Annotated in this window: 21 protein-coding genes; 13 read left to right on the plus strand and 8 right to left on the minus strand. The window is 65.5% G+C overall.

Going from position 1 to position 19161, the window contains the following annotated elements; translation table 11 throughout:
* Nucleotides 1-135: 135 nt before the first annotated feature.
* The 4 genes from folE (at nucleotide 136) to GGD62_RS15160 (ending at nucleotide 3933) form a co-directional block, all read left to right on the plus strand.
* On the plus strand, nucleotides 136-828 hold the full coding sequence (folE, locus tag GGD62_RS15145) for a GTP cyclohydrolase I FolE (RefSeq protein ID WP_018322161.1): 693 nt from the start codon (nucleotides 136-138) through the stop codon (nucleotides 826-828).
* A gap of 83 nt (nucleotides 829-911) precedes the next feature.
* Nucleotides 912-1334, plus strand: a complete 423-nt coding sequence (gene hisI / locus GGD62_RS15150) for a phosphoribosyl-AMP cyclohydrolase (RefSeq protein ID WP_183708934.1) — start codon at nucleotides 912-914, stop codon at nucleotides 1332-1334.
* Between the two features lie 178 nt (nucleotides 1335-1512).
* Nucleotides 1513-2592 (plus strand): lytic transglycosylase domain-containing protein, encoded by a 1080-nt coding sequence (locus tag GGD62_RS15155; protein ID WP_183708935.1) that lies wholly within the window; start codon nucleotides 1513-1515, stop codon nucleotides 2590-2592.
* 165 nt (nucleotides 2593-2757) lie between these two features.
* A complete protein-coding gene (locus tag GGD62_RS15160) occupies nucleotides 2758-3933 on the plus strand; it encodes a DUF2336 domain-containing protein (protein ID WP_092260354.1) in 1176 nt (391 codons plus the stop codon).
* A 154-nt stretch (nucleotides 3934-4087) separates the two neighbouring features.
* On the opposite strand, the gene GGD62_RS15165 is transcribed toward GGD62_RS15160, so the two are convergent.
* From GGD62_RS15165 to GGD62_RS15175, 3 genes are all read right to left on the minus strand, one after another.
* Nucleotides 4088-4666: an Hpt domain-containing protein gene (locus GGD62_RS15165; RefSeq protein WP_018322165.1), complete on the minus strand. Its 579-nt coding sequence runs from the start codon at nucleotides 4664-4666 to the stop codon at nucleotides 4088-4090.
* Nucleotides 4667-4694: 28 nt separating this feature from the next.
* The gene (locus tag GGD62_RS15170; protein WP_008549760.1) at nucleotides 4695-5240 is read right to left on the minus strand and encodes a response regulator; all 546 of its coding nucleotides are present in this window, start codon (nucleotides 5238-5240) and stop codon (nucleotides 4695-4697) included.
* A gap of 98 nt (nucleotides 5241-5338) precedes the next feature.
* Complete coding sequence (locus tag GGD62_RS15175; protein ID WP_018322166.1) at nucleotides 5339-6118, minus strand: NAD kinase; 780 nt, start codon at nucleotides 6116-6118, stop codon at nucleotides 5339-5341.
* Between the two features lie 249 nt (nucleotides 6119-6367).
* Here GGD62_RS15175 and GGD62_RS15180 point away from each other — a divergent pair, with 249 nt between their 5' ends.
* Complete coding sequence (locus GGD62_RS15180) at nucleotides 6368-7936, plus strand: S10 family peptidase (RefSeq protein WP_026202697.1); 1569 nt, start codon at nucleotides 6368-6370, stop codon at nucleotides 7934-7936.
* A 51-nt stretch (nucleotides 7937-7987) separates the two neighbouring features.
* Here the strand turns inward: GGD62_RS15180 and GGD62_RS15185 are convergent, their stop codons facing one another.
* The gene (locus GGD62_RS15185) at nucleotides 7988-9370 is read right to left on the minus strand and encodes a serine hydrolase (protein WP_183708936.1); all 1383 of its coding nucleotides are present in this window, start codon (nucleotides 9368-9370) and stop codon (nucleotides 7988-7990) included.
* Nucleotides 9371-9477: 107 nt separating this feature from the next.
* Nucleotides 9478-10020, minus strand: a complete 543-nt coding sequence (locus GGD62_RS15190) for a tetratricopeptide repeat protein (RefSeq protein ID WP_183259002.1) — start codon at nucleotides 10018-10020, stop codon at nucleotides 9478-9480.
* A 250-nt stretch (nucleotides 10021-10270) separates the two neighbouring features.
* On the opposite strand from GGD62_RS15190, the gene GGD62_RS15195 reads away from it, so the two are divergent.
* The 4 genes from GGD62_RS15195 (at nucleotide 10271) to GGD62_RS41665 (ending at nucleotide 12810) form a co-directional block, all read left to right on the plus strand.
* The gene (locus GGD62_RS15195; RefSeq protein ID WP_183708937.1) at nucleotides 10271-10678 is read left to right on the plus strand and encodes a His-rich protein BRANT; all 408 of its coding nucleotides are present in this window, start codon (nucleotides 10271-10273) and stop codon (nucleotides 10676-10678) included.
* 212 nt (nucleotides 10679-10890) lie between these two features.
* Nucleotides 10891-11325, plus strand: coding sequence for a hypothetical protein (locus GGD62_RS15200; RefSeq protein ID WP_018322171.1), 435 nt, complete (start codon nucleotides 10891-10893; stop codon nucleotides 11323-11325).
* Nucleotides 11326-11611: 286 nt separating this feature from the next.
* Nucleotides 11612-12319: an outer membrane protein gene (locus tag GGD62_RS15205; protein ID WP_026202698.1), complete on the plus strand. Its 708-nt coding sequence runs from the start codon at nucleotides 11612-11614 to the stop codon at nucleotides 12317-12319.
* Between the two features lie 248 nt (nucleotides 12320-12567).
* On the plus strand, nucleotides 12568-12810 hold the full coding sequence (locus GGD62_RS41665) for a DUF6719 family protein (protein ID WP_018322173.1): 243 nt from the start codon (nucleotides 12568-12570) through the stop codon (nucleotides 12808-12810).
* Nucleotides 12811-12837: 27 nt separating this feature from the next.
* Here GGD62_RS41665 and GGD62_RS15215 read toward each other — a convergent pair whose 3' ends face one another.
* On the minus strand, nucleotides 12838-13092 hold the full coding sequence (locus GGD62_RS15215) for a hypothetical protein (protein WP_018322174.1): 255 nt from the start codon (nucleotides 13090-13092) through the stop codon (nucleotides 12838-12840).
* 305 nt (nucleotides 13093-13397) lie between these two features.
* The gene (locus GGD62_RS15220) at nucleotides 13398-13772 is read right to left on the minus strand and encodes a hypothetical protein (RefSeq protein WP_183708938.1); all 375 of its coding nucleotides are present in this window, start codon (nucleotides 13770-13772) and stop codon (nucleotides 13398-13400) included.
* Between GGD62_RS15220 and GGD62_RS15225 the strand changes: the two genes are divergently transcribed.
* A complete protein-coding gene (locus GGD62_RS15225; protein ID WP_183709026.1) occupies nucleotides 13771-14037 on the plus strand; it encodes a hypothetical protein in 267 nt (88 codons plus the stop codon). The two genes, GGD62_RS15220 and GGD62_RS15225, sit on opposite strands and share 2 nt — an antisense overlap.
* Nucleotides 14038-14040: 3 nt before the next feature.
* Here GGD62_RS15225 and GGD62_RS15230 read toward each other — a convergent pair whose 3' ends face one another.
* Nucleotides 14041-14241 (minus strand): hypothetical protein, encoded by a 201-nt coding sequence (locus GGD62_RS15230; protein ID WP_183708939.1) that lies wholly within the window; start codon nucleotides 14239-14241, stop codon nucleotides 14041-14043.
* 246 nt (nucleotides 14242-14487) lie between these two features.
* On the opposite strand from GGD62_RS15230, the gene GGD62_RS15235 reads away from it, so the two are divergent.
* From GGD62_RS15235 to GGD62_RS15245, 3 genes are all read left to right on the plus strand, one after another.
* A complete protein-coding gene (locus GGD62_RS15235; RefSeq protein WP_183708940.1) occupies nucleotides 14488-16185 on the plus strand; it encodes a methyl-accepting chemotaxis protein in 1698 nt (565 codons plus the stop codon).
* A gap of 195 nt (nucleotides 16186-16380) precedes the next feature.
* Nucleotides 16381-17094 carry a class I SAM-dependent methyltransferase gene (locus GGD62_RS15240; RefSeq protein ID WP_183708941.1) on the plus strand — a complete coding sequence of 238 codons (714 nt, stop codon included), beginning with the start codon at nucleotides 16381-16383 and terminating at the stop codon, nucleotides 17092-17094.
* A gap of 99 nt (nucleotides 17095-17193) precedes the next feature.
* A complete protein-coding gene (locus tag GGD62_RS15245) occupies nucleotides 17194-19026 on the plus strand; it encodes a PQQ-binding-like beta-propeller repeat protein (protein WP_183708942.1) in 1833 nt (610 codons plus the stop codon).
* Nucleotides 19027-19161 lie beyond the last annotated feature (135 nt).

Here is a 19161-nt window from a genome sequence, read left to right on the forward strand (position 1 = left end):
GGCGACAGGCCATGCGGCCGACGGGAGAGGTGAGGACCTTTTCGCCGGATTCAACTGTTCTCTTCAGGCGTCCGGCGGCATGCCGCCCCGTCTGCCGGTGACACTCCGGCCGAAAGGCCGTCGAACGGAGTAGACATGGACGCGACCATCAAATCCATCCGCCCCAACAAGCCCTCCGACCGGCAGCCCGAGAGCCGCCCGGCCGAGCTTGACCCTGCCGAATTCCTCGCGGCCGCCGTCCGCGCCGACCAACCGCGCCCGGCGCGTGCCGAGGCCGAACAGGCGGTGAAGACGTTGCTCGCCTATATCGGCGAGAACACCGAGCGCGAGGGCCTGCTCGACACGCCGCGCCGCGTGGTCGAGGCTTTCGACGAGCTCTATCAGGGCTATCACCAATGCCCGGCCGAAGTGCTCGACCGCACCTTTGGCGAGACCGCGGGCTATGACGATTTCGTCCTGGTGCGCGACATCGAGTTCACCTCGCAATGCGAGCATCACATGATGCCGTTCTACGGCAGGGCGCACATCGCCTATACGCCGGTGGAACGTGTTGTCGGCCTGTCCAAGCTCGCGCGCCTCACCGACATCTTCGCCCGCAGGCTCCAGACCCAGGAGCATCTGACGGCGCAGATCGCGGCTGCGATCGACGAGGTCCTCAAGCCGCGCGGCGTCGCGGTGCTGATCGAGGCCGAGCATACCTGCATGTCGGTGCGCGGCGTCGCCAAGCATGGCGCCTCCACTTTCACCAGCCGCTTCACCGGCATGTTCCGCGACAACCCGGCGGAGCAAGCCCGTTTCCTGTCCCTGGTGCGAGGCCTGCAGCGCTGACCTCGCAAAGCTCTGTTGTTTGAGCATGATCTTTTCGGAAAACCGCTTCACACTTTTCCGGATCATGCTCTAGCGAGGTCGCTGTGTCCGCCCACTCCCATGAGATCGAGGAAGGCCTGTCCTTCCTGCCCAAGTTCGACGCGAGCGGCCTCGTGACTTGCGTCGCGACCGACGTCGCCTCCGGTGACGTGCTCATGGTCGCGCACATGAACGAGGAGGCGCTGCGCAAGACGATCGCGACCGGCGAGGCCTGGTACTTCAGCCGCTCGCGCAATGCCTTGTGGCGAAAAGGTGAGACCTCGGGGCAGACCCAGCGCGTGATCGAGATGCGCACCGATTGCGACCAGGACGCAGTCTGGATCCGTGTCGAGCAGATCGGCGCGGCCTGCCACACCGGGCGAAGGTCGTGCTTTTATCGCAAGGTCGAGGCCGAAGGCGGCGGGGCGAAGCTGGTCATCGCCGATGCGGAGCGGCTGTTCGATCCGGACGCGGTCTACAAGAAATGACTTCCGTCATTCCGGGGCGGCTCAAAGAGCCGAACCCGGAATCTCGAGATTCTCAGGTGCGCAACTGCGCGCCATAGTTCGCGCTACGCGCGCCCCGGAATGACTCGGAGAGCGGTCGCCCCCCGAATTAACCCCGCATTAACCATACCTGTCCCACGGTGAGACGACGGGCGCCGAATTGCTGGCGCTGCTCAACGCCGCGCGGGGCGAGCACTTCATCATGTCGGTCGACAATTCCAGTGCCACGCAGACGGCGGTTCTCGATCCGTCGCGGGCGCGCGTCGCCGGTGCGATCAAGCAGGCCTCGAATGTTTCAGGCGTCAGCTTCCAGTACATGCTGACCACCGCCAAGATGGAATCGGATTTCGATCCGACGGCGGGAGCCACCACGTCGTCCGCGCACGGGCTCTACCAGTTCATCGACCAGACCTGGCTCGGCACGGTGAAGGAGGCCGGCCCCCAGCTCGGCTATGGCAATTATGCCAACGCGATCTCCAGGACGACGTCGGGCGGCTACGCCGTCGACGATCCCGCGATGAAGCGGTCGATCATGAAGCTGCGCGACGATCCCGAGGCCGCCTCCAGCATGGCGGCGGCGCTGACGCAGTCGAACAGTTTCAAGTTGACGGGCCTGCTCGGGCGCAGGCCGAGCGACAGCGAACTCTACATGGCGCATTTCATGGGCGTCGGTGGCGCCGCAAAGCTGATCGCCAATGCCGAGGACAATCCGCAAGCGGTTGGCGCGCGGCTGTTTCCCAATGCGGCATCTGCCAACCGCTCGATCTTCTACGCCAGGGACGGCCGCGCCCGCAGCGTCTCCGAAGTCTATTCGGTGCTGGACGCGCGCTACGCCAGCGCGGCCAATTCAAAAACGACCCGCAGCGCGATGGCGATGTATGGCGGCACGCCGTCGACCACGGAGGTTGCGAGCGCGAGCGGCGTGCAGCCCACCGCGCCTGTTATCGACAACGCCGCCTATCTCCAGACCTTCCCGAACACACGCGCGGTGACGCCCGTCAGTGCGACATCGCCGACGACGGTTGCGGACAATGCCCCGACCGCGCCGGTGTTTCGTTCGATCTATCAGCCCGGCGATGCCACGCAGCCGGTCTCGACCACAGTGCAGAAATTGTGGGGCAACAACGCCTCGCTCACGTCGGTCGCACCAGCGACCTCAGTTGCATCCGCGACGCCGGATGTGCGTCCGCCGCAGCCGCTCGATCTGTTCAGCGATCGCAGCGGCACGTTCTCGAGCTGACCCCGCTCTCGTGTCCCGGACGCGCTGCAGCGCCTCTGTTCCCTTAACAAAACGTCAATAAAACCAGCCAGTTATGGTGAACGCTTTGTTAAGCGTCGTGGTTTATTTTGTGTTGCAGGTGACGAGCCGTCGCCATTTTCGTTTGTTGTGTAAGCCGGAAGCAGCATGATTGTTCGGCAGTTTATCAATTGGATCAGGACGGCGCCCGCCGGCGAGCGGGCCGAGGCCACACGGGCGTTGGCCCGGGCCTGGCTGATATCAGATCTTTCGACCGACGACCGCCTCGCCGCCGAAGGCGCGCTTCTGATGCAGCTCGACGATCCCTCGCCGCTGGTGCGGCAGGCGATGGCCGAGGCTTTTGCGCGCAGCACGGATGCGCCGGCCTCGATCGTGCGGGCGCTGTCGGCGGACCAGCCGACCGTCGCGCTGCCCGTGCTCGAACATTCCCCGCTGCTGATCGATGCCGATCTCGTCGACATCGTCGCGACCGGCAATGACGAGGTGCAATGCGCGGTCGCACGCCGCATCGCGCTGCCGGTCTCGGTCTGCGCCGCTATCGCCGAAGTCGGCTGCGCGGCGGCCGCGCTGGAGCTGATCGAAAATCCCAACGCCGAGCTTGCACCATTCTCCTGGGACCGCATCGTCGAGCGCCACGGCCATCTCGCCGCGATCCGCGAGGCGATGCTGGTGCTGGACGATCTGCCGTCCGCAACGCGTGCCGCGCTGGTGGCGAAGCTCTCCGAGACGCTGGCGCAATTCGTCGTGGCGCGGAACTGGCTCAGCGCCGACCGCGCCGAACGCATCGCGCTCGAGGCGCGCGACCGTTCCACCATGAACATCGCATCGCGCTCGCGCGGCGAGGACATGCAGGGCCTGGTGCGGCACCTGCGCATCACCGGCCAGCTCACGGCAGGCCTCATCTTGCGCGCGCTGTTGTCGAGCAATCTCGATTTGTTCGACGCGGCGCTGGCCGAGCTCGCCGACCTGCCGCTGGCGCGCGTCACCGCGCTGCTGCACGACCGCGGCGGCAACAGCCTGCACGCGCTGCTGCGCCGCGCCGGGCTTCCCGAGGCGACGTTCGCGGCGTTCCAGGTCGCGCTCGATGCCTGCCACGAGCAGGGCTTCGTCGACAGCGACGACGGAGCGGTGCGGCTGCGTCGGCGCATGGTCGAGCGCGTGCTCACCCATTGCGAGACCGACCGCGGCGTCACCGAGCCGCTGATGGTCCTGCTCCGCCGCTTCGCCACGGAGTCCGCGCGGGAGGAAGCAAGGCTGTTCTGCGACGAGCTGGTCGCGGATGATACGATCGATCCGCTGTATGGCGATCTGATTGCCGCGTAGCGAGCTGCCGTAGGGTGGGCAAAGGCGCACAGCGCCATGCCCACGACCTATCAGTATGATTCGAGATGAATCGTGGGCACGCTTCGCTTTGCCCACCCTAAGATGCTGCCCGTGCGGATGGAGCAGCCTCCCACGAGATGAAAAAGACGGGCCTTTACTCCGCCGGCGCTATGCTCGGCGCGAGGATTACCTCGAGATGCTCGGGGCGGTCGCGGTTGACCTGGGTGAGATAATCGTCGGCGACCTTGCGCAGGCGGCGGCTGAGCTCGGCGGAGACGCTGATGCTGTCGAGCCTGGTGTTCTCGTGCACGATGGCGAGGATGGCGTTGATGTGGTGCGTGAACAATTCGGCCGGCACCTTTTCCAGATCAGGCGCGTGCTCGATGACGCGGCACAGGCTCTCCGCGATTCCGGCCGCGGCCGGATAGCCGAAGGTCGCGGCGTCGCCCTTGATGTCATGCGCGGCGCGGAACAGCTCGTCGCGCCGCTCCTTGGTGAAGCCGTCATTACGGATGGCGACATAGGCGGCCGAGAGACGGTTGACCTCGGTCGTCATCCAATCCTTGAATTCGCCGGACAGGCCCGCGAGCGCCTGCTCGGCGCGGCCGATCGGATCGTCCATGTCCTTGTCTTCGACCCGGCGCAGGACTTTCCGCAGCGGGTTGGGCTGCGTGATGATCTGATGCGTGGCGAAGGCCGTGACCTCGATGTCCTTTGCGCTGTTCTTCGCCATGATGCCTGCCTCGTCTGAAGACGTTGCGCTAGATGGATGAGCGGGCCTTGTCGAGCAGCGAGGGCTGCTGGAGCACCTCGTGCTTTTCGCCGACGCGGCGCTCGGGGCCCATATAGGCGGAATTGGTGTTGCGGCGCCGGTCCGGCCCGAAATAGGTCTTGGTCTTGATGAAGGGGCGGGGATTGGCGACCACGTTGAGGATGCGCTGATAGAGTCCCTTGGCCGAGATCGGCTTGGCAAGGAATTCGGTGACGCCGGCATCGCGCGCCACGGTGACGCGGCGCTTCTCGGAATGGCCGGTCAGCATGATGATCGGCGCGTAGGGGTTGCCCTTGGATTCCGGCTGCCGGATCATCTGCGCCAGCTCGAGCCCGTCGAAGATCGGCATGGCCCAGTCGGTGATGACGATGTCAGGCACGTAATGGCTGTACATTTCGAGCGCGGTGGCGCCGTCCTCGGCCTCATAGACCTCGCGCGCGCCGAAGGAATGCAGCAGCGTCCGCAGGATGCGGCGCATGTGCGGATTGTCGTCGCAGACGAGGAAGCGCAGCTTGTTGAAGTCGATACGGAACATGACGCCCGGGCCAAAGCGGTCAACCTTCGTTAACCATATCGTGGCGAGGGTTAACGAAGGGTTGCGACCGGGCTCCCGCAGCGTGCGGGGGCAGGGGCTCAGTAGCCGAACTGCTCGCGCAAAATGCGTTCTTCCAGGCTGTGGCCGGGGTCGAACAGCATGCGCATCGAGATGCTCTTGTCGGACAGGACCTCGACCCGCCGGACCCTGCGGACCTCCTCATGGTCGGCGACGGCCGCGACCGGACGCTTGTCGTCCTCCAGCACCTCGATCACGACATAGGCGGTGTTGGGCAGCAGCGCCCCGCGCCAGCGGCGCGGGCGGAAGGCGCTGATCGGGGTCAGTGCCAGAAGGGCGGCGTTGATCGGCAGGATCGGTCCCTGCGCCGACAGATTGTAGGCCGTCGAACCGGCCGGCGTTGCCACGATGATGCCGTCGGCGATCAGCTCGGGCATGCGCTCGCGCTCGTCGATCAGGATCCGCAGGCGCGCCGCCTGCGAGGTCTGCCGGAACAGGTAGACCTCGTTGATGGCGTGGTGCAAATGGACGCGGTCATTGACGTCGGTTGCACGCATCAGGAGCGGATTGATCTCGGATTCATGCGCCGTCTCGAGCCGCGTGCGCAGATCGTGCGTCGCGTATTCGTTCATCAGGAAGCCGACGGTGCCGCGATGCATGCCGTAGATCGGCTTTCCCGTGCGCATGTTCTGGTGCAGCGTCTGGAGCATCAGCCCGTCGCCCCCCAGTGCGACCACGACGTCGGCCTCCCTGGGGTCGCAATTGCCATAGTCCCTGGTGAGCTGGCTGAAGGCGGTCTGCGCCTCGCTGCTCGGGCTGGCGACGAAGGCGATGCGTTCGTATCGCTGGGGCTTGGTCATGGCTTGTCAGGCAGGCCGCTGGCTGGAGGAAGTTCCGCCGGGCTCGTCTATACGAGGTGGCCCTGCATTGTCGAGGATGACCGGGTCTCAAGGCAAACGGGCGATTGTCGATCCGGAGAACAAAACGGGTTGATTTGAGCCGGCCCGGGCGCCTTACTTGCCCATCGGGCCGGTGATCCCGCAAAGCGTCGCAATTCCGCGCTAGCTTTGATGCGCACCGGCTGTGACAGCCGGGCAGGGAGAACGATCATGTTCACGATCTTGCCGACGCTGCGACGAACCGGGCTCGCGCTGGCCGTGTCCGCGGCCGCGCTCGCGAGCGTCGCGCGCGCGGATGATCCGCCGCAGCCGCGCTCCGAGGCGGCATCGCCAGCGGCACAGAAGGGTGGGCGCGCCGCCAATCCGCAAAGCGCGACGCAGGCCTCGCCGTCCGCGGCCGAGCCGCACCGTCTCCCCGCGGATTCGACCACGAAGCAGACGCTGGATCTGCCCGGCCGCACCCTCAATTTCGCCGCGACCGCCGGCTCCATCCGCGTGTTCGACGGCAAGGGCGAGCCGCTGGCCGACATCGCCTATACCTCCTACCAGCTCGACGGCGCCGACCGCGCCACGCGCCCGGTCACGTTCCTGTTCAATGGCGGGCCCGGCGCGTCCTCGGCGTGGCTCCAGTTCGGCGCGGCCGGTCCATGGCGGCTGCCGCTCGACGGCGAAGCGCTATCGCCGTCAGCCTCGCCCGAGGTGAAGCCGAACGCGGAGACCTGGCTCGACTTCACCGATCTCGTCTTCATCGATCCCGTCAGCACCGGCTACAGCCGCTTCATTGCGAGCGGCGAGGACGCACGCAAGTCGTTTTACTCCGTCGACGGCGACGTCAACGCGATCGCGCTGGTGATCCGCCGCTGGCTCGAGAAGCACGACCGCCTGACCTCGCCGAAATACGTCGCGGGCGAGAGTTATGGCGGTATTCGCGGGCCGAAGGTCGTGCGCCAGTTGCAGCTCCAGCACGGCGTCGGCGTCAAGGGCCTGATCCTGGTGTCGCCGCTCTTGGATTTCCGCGAGTTCACCGGCACCAGCCTCCTGCAATATGTCGCGACGCTGCCGAGCTATGTGGCGGTGGCGCGCGAGGCAAAAGGGCCGGTCAAGCGCGCCGATCTCGCCGACGTCGAGGCCTACGCGCGCGGGGAATTCCTGGCCGACCTCGTCAAGGGCGAGGCGGACAAGGAGGCCACCAATCGTCTTGCCGACAAGGTCGCCGCGCTTACCGGCATCGACCAGGCGGTGAGCCGCCGGCTCGCCGGCCGTTTCGACGTCGGTGAATTCCGCCGCGAATTCGACCGCAAGAACGGCAAGGTGACGGGACGTTACGACGCCTCCGTGCGCGGCTTCGATCCCTATCCGGATTCGAGCAGCTCGCGGTTCGGCGACCCCTCGGGCGACGCACTCCAGGCGCCGCTGACGAGCGCCGCGGTCGACGTGCTCACGCGCAAGCTCAACTGGCGGCCCGACGGCTCCTATGAAGTCCTGAACGGCAGTGTGGAAGGTCACTGGGATTTCGGTCGTGGCATCAACCCGCCGCAATCGGTATCCGAGCTGCGCCAGATCCTCGCCACCGACGCGAAACTGAACGTGCTGGTCGCGCACGGCCTGTTCGACCTTGCCACGCCCTATTTCGGAACGAAGCGGGTGCTCGATCAGATGCCGGCCTTTGCGACGCAGCGCGTGAAGTTCGCCGTTTATCCCGGCGGCCACATGTTCTATTCGCAAGGCGGCTCGCGGCAGGCGTTTCGCAGCGAGGTCGAGGCGCTGATCAGGGAATAGAGCATGATCCGGAAAAGTGTATAGCGGTTTTCCGATAGGATCATGCTCCGATTAAAGAGGCCTCCGTTTGCGCGGCGGATAGCGGCGCGCGATCTCCTTCGCCACGACGCTCGCAGGCTTGACGTTGGCGCCGGCGATCCAGACCTCGCTGATCCTGCCACGCTTGTCGCGGATCCGGCGCACCGGCTCGCCATGACTGGAATAGCCCGCAGCCCAGGCGAGCTTGCCGGTGTCGCGGCCGGTGACCTCGATCTCGGCGGCATCCATGAACGGATTGTTGAATTGCGGATTGGCGACGAGCACGCGGTTGCCTATCGGCACGAGGTCGCTCGCGCCCCAGATCGTCCACCAGCGGCCGGTCCAGTCGCGCAGGCGACGGTCGGCCGTGCCGCGCGTCTTGAACACGCGCAAGATCTGCATCGCGCCGTCCATCCAGAACGGCGCCGCGCCGTCGATGGAGTTGCTGAGGATGCTGATCGTGAGCTCGCAAGCGGGGATGGCGCAGGTCCGGGAGATGTAGCCCTGAAAGCCACCGCCATGGCCGAACCAGTCCCAGCCGTCGGTCTTGCCGGCGTTGACGCCGAGGCCGTAATAGCCCTCGAAGCTCTGCGGGATACGCCAATGGTGTCGCGTCATCTCGCGGCGGCTCGCGACCGAGAGCACGCTCTTCTTCGCATTGGGCGCAAGCTGCGCGAAGAAGCGTGCGGTGTCGCCGGCAGTCGCAACGAAGCCGGCGGCGGACGCCATCGCCTGTGCGGGATTGTCGCCGGGGATCACGCATCGCTCGCCGAATGGCAGCTTTCGTGTGTGGCCGCGCGCGAACGACGCGCCTTTGGGCAGCGGCGCGTCCGGCTCGGTTGCGCGCAGGCCCGCAGGCTCGACGATCTCGCGCTTGATCCAGGCTGAGTAGGGCTGCTTGGTCACCGCCTCGATGACGAGGCCGAGCAGGCCAAAGCCGTGATTGGAATATTTGAAGCGGGTGGCGGGCTCGATCGCGGTCGGCAGCTTCAATTCCGCAAGTAACTCTTTCGCGTTGAGATAGGAACGGCGGTCGATGAACTGGCCGGAATCGGCGCCGTCGCGCGTCAGACCCGCGCTGTGCGAGAGCACCTGTGCAATCGTGGTCTCGGCGACGCGCGGATGCAGCCCGCCGACATATTGGCCGACCGTGTCGTCGAGCCGGAGCTTGCGCTGCTCGCGCAGCTTCATGATGCCGGCCGAGGTGAAGGTCTTGGAATGGGAGGCGATGCGGAAGCGGTGGCGCGGGGTGAGCTTCTCGCCGGTGTCGAGATTGGCAAGGCCGAACGCATGCTCGGCGACGATCTCGCCGCGATGGGCGAATGCGACGATGACGCCTGGCTGCTGGATCGTCGTCAGTTGGAATTCGATCCAGGAGCCGATGTAGTCGATCGCGGATCGCAGCCACGGGTCCATTGCACACCAATTTAGTGGGAAAATCGATGCGAGAGGCTAGCCGAGAAAGCCGAACGGGCACAACCGAAAGGTTGTGCCCGTTCGCTGCGTTCGAAGATGCGATTGTCTTAGTAGACGAGCGTCGCGCCGGTTGGCTTGTCGAGCGCTGTGGCGAGCGAGCGATACTCGGAGCTGTCGGTGCCGGCGAGCGAGGCGATCTTGTTCAGATGATACTGCGCCTGTTCGCGATTGCCCTGCTCGAGCTGCCAGAGGCCGTAATACTGCCAGGTGCGGACGTGGTTCGGATCGTCCTTCAGCGCCAGCTCGTAATAGACCTTCGACGACTGGTAGTCGCCGAGCTTGCGATAGGAGTAGCCGATCAGGTTGGCGACGTCGGCGACGTCGTCGCGCTTGAGCGACTTCAACCGATCGATCGCGCCGGTGTAGTCGTGGTTGTCGTAGATCGCGGTATAGGCCGTGCGATAGGCGGCGAGGAATTTGGGATCGCTGACCGAAGAGCTCTTCTTCTTGCCCTTCTTGGACGAGGAGTCCGACTTCGGCGGCGGCGAGGGCTCGTCACTGCCGGCGGCATAGGCGCTGGACAGCACCGGCGCGGTCGCCAGCGACATGGCGACCAATCCCGGCACGACAAGCATTGAGAGTTTGCGCATCTAAATTCTCCCGTATGGAACGTGGCGATCCTACACGATTGCCCGAAGACCGGAACACCCGTCTGGCGAAAACATTCCCGCTCCGCACGATCTATTCGCCAGGGCGCGGATGACAAACTTGTCATCCAGATGAACGGAAGCCTGCAGGGGGCTTCAGACAGGGTTCAGCGCGCCGCTCCTAGGCTCCCACCCACGATCGAAGGGTAGGCGAGAGGGCGCCGCCTCAAGATCCTTCCAAGAGGAGACCACCATGCTGAAGACCATTTCCGCAGCCTTGCTCGCAGCTTCCGTGATTGCAGCCCCGGCCTTCGCTGCCGAGGCCGGCAAGACCACTACGGCCCCGATGATCAAGGCGGACCAGAGCCAGACCAAGGCCTCGACCACCGCCGCGAAACCGGACTCCGGCATCAAGGCCGATGCCAAGGCGGTCGATGCCAAGACCGACGCGAAGGCCGGCGACGTCAAGCCCGCCGACGTCAAGGCGGACGCCAAGGTGGATAGCAAGTCGAAGGCGCTGAATGCCAACGCAGCGGTCACGTCCGACGAGCACAAGACCGTGCGCTCCCATCGCCATCACCACAAGCATCTGTCGGCGAAGAAATCGCTGAAGGCGCAGCCGGACCTGACCAAGCGGGCAACCACCGAGAAGCGCAGCTAACGACTGATCCTCTCGCGGCGGCATCCCAAGCATTGCCCCGCCGCCGCGTCAGGACGTCAGGCCCGGCCCGTCGTCTCGGCGCCTTGCGCGAAAGCGAAAGACGCCGGCGGCGGGACGGTGCGTGCGTCGCAAAGCCCCGGGGACGCGAATTCCCTTTGAGCGACCTTGCGGCTAGAACGTCCCCTTAGTCTGTTCGAGCGGGAGCGGGATCTGTGGGGCGATTGGCGAAACGTGCGGCGAGCTTGGCATCGGTCCTGTTGTTGCCGCTGGCGCTCGCGGCATGTTTCGGCAGCGACGGTGATCGTCCAACCATCATCGGTGGGACCCAGGCCGGAGGGCCGCAGCCGTTTCCGGACAATTTCCGCGGCGACATTCCGGCACTGATGCGCACCTATCTGAACAACCCGGTCGGCGTGCGTGAGGCCAGCATGGCCGAGCCGGTCCAGCGCGAGGTCGGCGGCCGGCAGTTCTATGTGAGCTGCCTGCACTTCACCCCGCGCGAGACCGATGGCAGCTACAAGGCCATGCGGGAACGCGCTGTGATCTTCGTCAACGGACGCGCGGACCGCGTCGTCGACCGCACGAGCGAGCTCTGCGCCGGCGCGGTTTACGTACCCTTTCCGGAACTCGAAAAGATGACGCGGTAGCGCAAAGCCCGTCTTCATCGCCGGGTGCTAGAACGATAACTGCCGGAGCCGCGGATCACATTTCGGCGAGCTTTGAACGGGTTGGTTTGACCTCGCGACAAATTGTTACAGCAGGTGCTGCGCAGACGACAAGAATAGTCGGTGCCGGACGACGGGACGGAACAAAATCGCGTTGTTGCCCCTCCGTCACAGTCACGAGCGATCAACGTTCCGGCATCGCCGCGAAGCAACCCAATTCACGCCACGTTGTTTCCTGAGTGTCGTAAATGAAAGAACGGGGATGATCATGAAATCGATTTTGCTGGGTGCAGCTGCTCTGCTTGCGCTGGCCGCGCCGGCGGCAGCCGCGGACATGCAGCCGCGCACCTACGCCAAGGCCCCGGCCTATACGCCGCCGCAGCTGATTTATAACTGGACCGGTTTTTACATCGGCGGCCATGTCGGCGGTGCGTTTGCCGGCGACAGCAGCTTCCAGTCCAGCGACGCCCGCTTCCTCGGCGGCGTGCAAGGCGGCTTCGACTACCAGTTCGCGCCCAACTGGGTGGTGGGTATCGAGGCCCAGTATTCCTGGCTGCCGACCAACAACAACGGTGTCACGTTCCCGCTGGGCACGCAGGTGACCTCCAACACCGACCAGCTCGGGTCGGTGACCGGCCGTGTCGGCTACACTTGGGGTCCGGCGCTGCTCTACGCCAAGGGCGGTTACGCCTGGCGCAATGGCGGCCTGGGCGTCAATGTCGCAGGCGTGCCGCAGGGCTTCACCACCACCGGCAACAGCAAGGACGGCTACACCGTCGGCGCCGGCCTCGAATACATGTTCGCGCCGAGCTGGTCGGCCAAGGCCGAGTACCAGTACTACAATTTCGGCAGCACCACCTTCACCTCCGGCCCGGCCGACATCGTCGGCGTTCGCGGCCGGGAGGACGAGCATACCGTCAAGGTCGGTGTGAACTACCGCTTCGGCTGGGGCGGTCCGGCAGCCTCGCGCTACTGACCCTCACCGCGACCTCGCTCTGGGAAGGCCGGCTCTGCCGGCCTTTCGTTTGTCAGCCTCTTGCCTGTCGGCCCCATGTTTGCTTTGCATGAACCATCTGGCGCGTCATTTGCAGGAAAACATTCCGGCGGGCGCCTTCTCACGCGCGTCATGGGACTTGGGTAAAGCAAAAATAATTTTTGCCGCTTACGGAACTCGCGCTCCGGAAAGCGTTATATGAGAATTACCGGGCTGGTGGGACGACGGACATGCGTATCTTGGTGTCGGCGGTGGTGCTCTCGTGCTTTATCTGCCTGCCGTGCTCTGCACAGACAATCCTCAAATCAGAGCCTTTGATGCTGGCACCTTACGAGGTGGCCTTCGTCAAGGACGCGTCCTGCCCGTCGGGCAAGGTGCTCAAGGTCACCGGCGCGATCCGCGGGCTGCATCGCCGCAAGGCCTGCGTGGCGCTGGCCGGTGAGCAGGCCTCGCTGGCAACCGCAACGCCCTGATCGCTTGGCGGCCTCCGCCGCCAGATCTCACGGATTCAGCTCGAGCTCCATTTTCGACTGGCGGTCGGCCTCGGCCTTGTTTCGCGCGGGGTCCTCACCCTGCGCGACCCGGCAGGGCTTGATCTCGTAGTCGTTGTCGAGCACCCGGCGCGGCCCAGGACGGTCCTCGTCGGCGCTGACGTCGACGACCAAGCCGCTCCTATACGCGAGCTTCCAGACGTCGGATTCACTCGGATAGGCCTTGCTGATCTGGGCGTCGTTGCAGAACAAGGCGTAGGGCATTCTTCCCGCTCCCGGAAAGCGCATTAACGACCTCATGGGCCGGCGGTTCCGGGGGGCAGGCGATCACGGGGCCGTGATCGGGCTGCCGGAGCCCCTGAGTCCTTAACGAGTCCTGAATCGGGAAAAAAAGAATCCTTGGGACTCGTTTGGCGGAATCAGCGGATGTTTTCCACCATGACGAGCGACCTGAAGACCTCCTGCGGGCACATGCTCCTGCCGCTGACGCTGGCGTTATTCGGCGCCTGCGCGGCCAATCTTTGGCTGGTGTGGTCCTGGCTGTAGGCCCCTCTGACGGGAGGGGGGCCTTATTTTCTGGCCGGTGGGGCCGGGGAGTCGTGGATGGCGGCGCGCAATCTGGTCAGGGTTTCGGCACAATATTCCTCGCGCTCGCGCTCGAACCGCTCCTGATGCTTGCGGAAATTGGCGATGCGGGCCTGCATCTCGCTGCGGAAATCACCGATCGCCCGCGGTGGCGGCAGAGGCGTGGGTGGGGGCGGTACCGGAGCTTGCGGCAGCTCGATCTCGACTGCGGCGGCCTTCACGGCAACGATTTCGACCGCGACGGTCGTGGCAACCGAGGTCCCGTCCGGCTGAAGGACGTCATCCTTTCTGCCAGTTACCGATTGGACGAAGGCCAGTGTCTGCGCGATCAGTGCGTCGCGTTCCGCGATCCATTTCATGATCCACCTCAGCCGGGCCCATTCCAGCAAAGCGGCTGCGCCGAATCAAGGCGGTAAACAGGGGATTGCATATTTTTCCCGGTCACCCGACATTAGTCGGATGGATTCCGGAAAAGAACGGTCGGACGAAGTGGAGGGCCTGAGGCTCATCCGCGCGTTCTTGTCGCTACCGCCCGACAAGCGGGCGGAGGTGATCGCGTTCGTCGAGGAATTGGCGCGTGCGCATGGCCGGCCCGAGGAGGGCACGCAGGCGTCGCCGAGGTGAGCGCTATCGCTGGCGCGGATTGATGTTGGGCTCGAACGGTGCGCCAACCACCCGGACCGGTGTCTGAACCGGTGTCCGGGTGACGTCGATCATGGCTGTCTCCGCGACCCGCTTTTCGGGGGCCGGCGAAAGCATCGGCTCCAACAACGTCAATGTCCCGGCCACGGCGACACAGCACAACGCCACCGTCGCCAGCAGAAACATATTTCGGTTTTCTTCCCTGATCCGCATAGGTCGACAACGGCTGACGCGGAGGCTCGGTTCCGGGCTGGCGATGCCGATCGCGCGACCGAAAACGGGCCGAAGCTTACGCCAGGCTTACGCCGAAGCGCAGAAGGGTTATTTTTGCGTAAGAATACCCGGGCGAATTGAGGTTAAATCTTAACATCCGCCGGTTCCAATGCACGGTGCTGGGATTATCGCCGGCAGCACCATCATTGGACGGCACAAATGAGCTTTTTGAACAATCTGAAGATCGTCTGGAAGGTCGCGTTGATCGTGACCGTGATGGGCTGTGCGATGATCGCCGTCGCGGCCTTTGGCGTGCGCGAACTTTCCGCGACCGTCGACGGTTTCGGCGAGCTCTCCGCCGCGCAATCCTCCTCTCTCAACCTCACCCGCGCCCAGCGCCGCGCCGAGACCTACCACGCGGCGCTCTATGCGGTGTTCACCGAGGCAACCGAGGCGGGCAATGCCAAACGCCTCAAGACCGCGACCCAGAACCGCGACGAAATCCGTCAATTCCTCGATGCAGCCGAGCAGGACGATCCATCGCGTGCCGGCGAGCTGAAGAGCATCGGTGACCAGTTGAAAGCCGCCTTCACCGGCTGCGATCCGGTGCTCCAGGCCGGCTCACAGGCCAGCAGCACGGAAGAAAATGCCAGGGCAGCCGAGCGCGCGCACAAGGAGTGCGATCCCCTGATCGATGCGGCCCTGCTGCGCATCGCCAAATTCACGACCGAAACCGGTCAGGCTGTGGCCAAGCGAAAGGACGCCATCAACCGCGACGCTCACGCCGCGACCTGGACCGTGATCGGCGTCAGCGCCGGCGGCCTGATCCTGGGCATTGCGATCGCGCTGTTCATCGGCCTCAAGGCGATGTCGCAGCCGATCGCCCGGCTCAAGCTCGCCATGGAGGGGCTCGCCCGCAATGATCTCAAGACCGAGGTGCCCGAGAAGGACCGGCGCGACGAGATCGGCGACATGGCCAAGACGGTCGAAGTGTTCAAGACCAATGCACTGGAAGTCGAGCGCCTCAAGGCTGCACAGCTCGAAGCCGAGAAGCAGGCTGCCGAGCAACGCCGCCGCGACATGGTCAACCTCGCTGACGGCTTTGAACGTGCAGTCGGCGAAATCATCGACATGGTCGGATCCGCCTCCACCGAGCTCGAAGCCTCGTCCTCGACGCTGGCGACCACCGCGCAGCGCGCGCAGGAGCTGACCTCGGTCGTCGCAGTCGCGTCCGGCGAAGCCACCGGCAACGTACAGTCGGTCGCGACCGCCACGGAGGAGCTGTCCTCCTCGGTCAACGAGATCAGCCGGCAGGTGCAGGAATCCGCGCGGATGGCGGGCGAAGCCGTCGCCCAGGCCCGCAACACGACGGAACGGGTCAGCGAGCTCTCGGTTGCCGCGACGCGGATCGGCGACGTCGTCGAGCTCATCAACACCATTGCCGGCCAGACCAACCTTTTGGCGCTGAACGCCACGATCGAAGCGGCGCGGGCGGGCGAGGCCGGCCGCGGTTTCGCGGTCGTCGCTTCTGAGGTGAAGACGCTGGCCGAGCAGACCGCGAAGGCGACCGGCGAGATCAGCCAGCAGATCTCCGGCATTCAGACCGCGACCCAGGAATCCGTCAACGCGATCCGCGATATCTCGATGACCATCGAGCGGCTGTCGGAGGTGTCTTCGACCATTGCCGCGGCCGTCGAGGAGCAGGGTGCCGCGACCCAGGAGATCTCGCGCAACGTCCAGCAGGCCGCTCACGGCACCCAGCAGGTCTCCACGAACATCACCGACGTGCAGCGCGGCGCGGCCGAGACCGGCTCGGCCTCCTCGCAGGTGCTCTCGACCGCCAAGATGCTGGCGACCGACAGCAACCGGCTCAAGGACGAGGTCGGGAAATTCCTGCGGACGGTGCGTACGGCGTAAGGCCGCCGGCATCCGTCCGTCGCGCGTCTTAGAGCGCCAGCAGACAAGCGAGCACGAACACCAACAGCACGGCCGTCATGACGACGGCCGTCACCGCGCCAGCGGCGATCCTGGCCTTCTCTGTCGGGGTGGTGGAGCGCATCGGACGCGAGTATAGCGTGTTTGCACCGGAATCTCGACCTTGAGTCCGATCCCATGATCTCCAATCGTCCTCCCGTGCTCGCCCACGAACGCTTCGTCGCCGACCGCGACAATTTCTCGGGACTAGATCTCGCCGCGCGGTTCGAACGGATCGAGCGGACGAACCTTTGGGGCGCTCCCGACTCGGTGTCGGGCCTCGGCTCGGAGGACTCGGCCACCGCCGCGATCCGGGAGGCGTTTCCTTCGTTGCTGCAACGGCTCGGCGCTCGCTCGCTGCTCGATGCGCCCTGCGGCGATGCCGGCTGGATCGGCCGCGTCAAGCTCGACCTCGATTACATCGGCATCGACATCGTGCGGTCGCTGATCGAGACCAACAACGCGCGTGCGGCGCGCGGCGAATTGTCCGGCCGATTCCTGGTGGCCGATATCACGTGCGATGCATTGCCGCGCGCCGATCTGATCCTGTGCCGGGACTGCCTGGTGCATCTGAGTTTTCAGAACATTGCCCGCGTGATCGCCCGCTTTCGCGAGAGCGGCGCGCAATTCCTGCTCGCCACGACGTTTCCGGAGTGGGAGGAAAACCGCGATTGCGAGGATGGCGACTGGCGCGCGCTCAACATGACGAAGGCGCCGTTCGACTGGCCGGTGCCGCGCGAATTGATCGATGAGCGCTGTGAGGAGGGCGATGGCGGCTGGCGCGACAAGAGCCTCGGGCTCTGGCGGCTGGATGAGTTGCCGGGTCGCGTCCGCACGGCCACGGATGTGTGACAGCTGCGGGCGGAACGTCCATTGCATCAGTGATCGCCCCGGCGATAGACTTTGGGTTGTGGAGCGATCTCGTATCGCGGTGACCTGCCGGAGCCCACCATGAGAGCACGTGCTGTCCTGGCCGCGTTGTTGATCTGGTGCAGCGCGCCGGCGCTGGCCCAGCAGGAGGGGGCCGCGCTCTATGCCGCGCATTGCGCGCAATGCCACGACGGCGATGTGCAGACCCGCGTGCCGGGCCGCGGCGCCCTACAGGCGATGTCGTTCGACCATGTGCTGGCGGCGTTGACCTCCGGCAGCATGGCGGCGATGGCAAAGGATCGCAGCGACGCGGAACGCCGCGCGATAGCGTCCTTCGTCACCGGCAAGATCGCGACCGGCGGCGTTGCGGCCGACGCGGAAGGTCGTTGTACGCAGCAGGCCAGCGGTTTTCCGCAAGCCCTCGACGGTCCGCGCTGGAACGGATGGGGCGTCGACACCAACAACAGCCGATTCCAGCCCGCCGACATGGCGGGGCTGACGGCGGAACAGGTGCCGCGCCTGCGGTTGAAATGGGCCTATGCATTCCCCGGCGCCTCGGTGTCGTTTGCGCCGCCGACCATCGTGGGCGGAATGCTGTTCATCGGCGGCACCGATCGCAAGGTGCACGCGCTCGACGCGCGCAGCGGCTGCACGCTGTGGACGCTGGCGATCGATGCGGCGGTGCGCGCCGCGATCAGCTTTGCGCCGCTTCCTGGCTCCGACCAGTTCGCGATCTTCTTCGGCGATTTGCGCGCCAACGTCTATGCCGTAAACGCGCTGACCGGCGCGCTGATCTGGAAGACGAAGGTCGAGGAGCACGCGGCCGCGCGCATCACCGGAGCGCCGACGCTGCATTCCGGGGTGCTCTACGTGCCGGTATCCTCGATCGAGGAAGCGGCCGGCTCGCAGGCCAGCTACGAATGCTGCACCTTCCGCGGCAGCGTGGTGGCGCTGGACGCGGCGACCGGCAAGCTGGTCTGGCAGGCCTATACGATTCCGGAAGTGCCGCATCCGACCGGCAAGAGTGCGAGGGGCACGCAGCTGTTCGGTCCGTCCGGCGCCGCGATCTGGTCGGCGCCGACGATCGATCCGAAGCGGGGCGCCGTCTATGTCGCGACCAGCAATTCATACTCGAACCCGCCGGCGGTAACCGCCGACGCGATCCTCGCTTTCGAGCTTGCGACCGGGAGGCTGCTCTGGAAGCAGCAGGCGACGCCGAAGGATGCCTTTGTCGTGGCGTGCTTCACCGCGGACAAGTCCAATTGTCCCGAGGATCACGGACCCGATCACGATTTCGGGCAGTCGCCGATCCTCGTGACCTTGCGCGACGGCAGACGCGTGCTCGTCATCGCGCAGAAATCCGGCGTCGTGCACGCGCTCGATCCCGACGACGGCGGCAAGATCCTGTGGCAGACCCGGATCGGGAAGGGCGGAGCGCTCGGCGGCAGCGAATGGGGCTCGGCCGCGGACGGTGAGCGCATCTATGTCGCCAACTCCGACGTGCGCTTCATGCGTGACGGCACGCGGCAACTCGATTCCACGCAAGGCGGCGGCCTGTTCGGACTTGACCTCGCCAGCGGCAAGATTGCCATGGAAGTGCCGCCGGTCGCCTGCGGCGACCGCCCCAAATGCAGCCCCGCGCTCTCGGCAGCGGTGAGCCTGATCCCGGGCGTGGTGTTCTCCGGCGGCGTCAGCGGCTTCCTGCGCGCCTATGCCACCGACGGCAAGCTGCTCTGGGAGTTCGACACCGCGCAGGATTTCAAGGCCGTGAACGGCGTCCCCGCCCATGGCGGCGCGATCGACGGCCCCGGGCCGGTCATCGCCGGCGGCATGCTTTACAGCAATTCCGGCTACGGCCAATGGAGCGGCGTCGCCGGCAACGTGCTGCTGGCGTTCGAGGTGGGGACGGAGTGAGCGTCACGAGTTCGCTCTCGTGTCCCGGACGCGCTGCAAACGCCTTCAGCGTTGCGGCGCTGAGCCGGGACCCAGAAAGCGGCACGGAGGAATGCGGCGCGATGGGCCCCCGCTCTGCAGCGCATCGCCGAGGAG

Origin of the sequence: Bradyrhizobium sp. ERR14 (genome assembly GCF_014198235.1) — a bacterium.
Lineage (GTDB): Bacteria > Pseudomonadota > Alphaproteobacteria > Rhizobiales > Xanthobacteraceae > Bradyrhizobium.

Excerpts from the sequence above, each read along its gene's own strand:
- folE (WP_018322161.1), top strand. The coding sequence starts at position 136 with ATGGACGCGACCATCAAATCCATCCGCCCCAACAAGCCCTCCGACCGG.
- GGD62_RS15160 (WP_092260354.1), top strand. The coding sequence starts at position 2,758 with ATGATTGTTCGGCAGTTTATCAATTGGATCAGGACGGCGCCCGCCGGC.
- GGD62_RS15165 (WP_018322165.1), bottom strand. The coding sequence starts at position 4,666 with ATGGCGAAGAACAGCGCAAAGGACATCGAGGTCACGGCCTTCGCCACG.
- GGD62_RS15170 (WP_008549760.1), bottom strand. The coding sequence starts at position 5,240 with ATGTTCCGTATCGACTTCAACAAGCTGCGCTTCCTCGTCTGCGACGAC.
- GGD62_RS15175 (WP_018322166.1), bottom strand. The coding sequence starts at position 6,118 with ATGACCAAGCCCCAGCGATACGAACGCATCGCCTTCGTCGCCAGCCCG.
- GGD62_RS15180 (WP_026202697.1), top strand. The coding sequence starts at position 6,368 with ATGTTCACGATCTTGCCGACGCTGCGACGAACCGGGCTCGCGCTGGCC.
- GGD62_RS15185 (WP_183708936.1), bottom strand. The coding sequence starts at position 9,370 with ATGGACCCGTGGCTGCGATCCGCGATCGACTACATCGGCTCCTGGATC.
- GGD62_RS15190 (WP_183259002.1), bottom strand. The coding sequence starts at position 10,020 with ATGCGCAAACTCTCAATGCTTGTCGTGCCGGGATTGGTCGCCATGTCG.
- GGD62_RS15195 (WP_183708937.1), top strand. The coding sequence starts at position 10,271 with ATGCTGAAGACCATTTCCGCAGCCTTGCTCGCAGCTTCCGTGATTGCA.
- GGD62_RS15205 (WP_026202698.1), top strand. The coding sequence starts at position 11,612 with ATGAAATCGATTTTGCTGGGTGCAGCTGCTCTGCTTGCGCTGGCCGCG.
- GGD62_RS41665 (WP_018322173.1), top strand. The coding sequence starts at position 12,568 with ATGCGTATCTTGGTGTCGGCGGTGGTGCTCTCGTGCTTTATCTGCCTG.
- GGD62_RS15215 (WP_018322174.1), bottom strand. The coding sequence starts at position 13,092 with ATGCCCTACGCCTTGTTCTGCAACGACGCCCAGATCAGCAAGGCCTAT.
- GGD62_RS15225 (WP_183709026.1), top strand. The coding sequence starts at position 13,771 with ATGATCCACCTCAGCCGGGCCCATTCCAGCAAAGCGGCTGCGCCGAAT.
- GGD62_RS15220 (WP_183708938.1), bottom strand. The coding sequence starts at position 13,772 with ATGAAATGGATCGCGGAACGCGACGCACTGATCGCGCAGACACTGGCC.
- GGD62_RS15230 (WP_183708939.1), bottom strand. The coding sequence starts at position 14,241 with ATGTTTCTGCTGGCGACGGTGGCGTTGTGCTGTGTCGCCGTGGCCGGG.
- GGD62_RS15235 (WP_183708940.1), top strand. The coding sequence starts at position 14,488 with ATGAGCTTTTTGAACAATCTGAAGATCGTCTGGAAGGTCGCGTTGATC.
- GGD62_RS15240 (WP_183708941.1), top strand. The coding sequence starts at position 16,381 with ATGATCTCCAATCGTCCTCCCGTGCTCGCCCACGAACGCTTCGTCGCC.
- GGD62_RS15245 (WP_183708942.1), top strand. The coding sequence starts at position 17,194 with ATGAGAGCACGTGCTGTCCTGGCCGCGTTGTTGATCTGGTGCAGCGCG.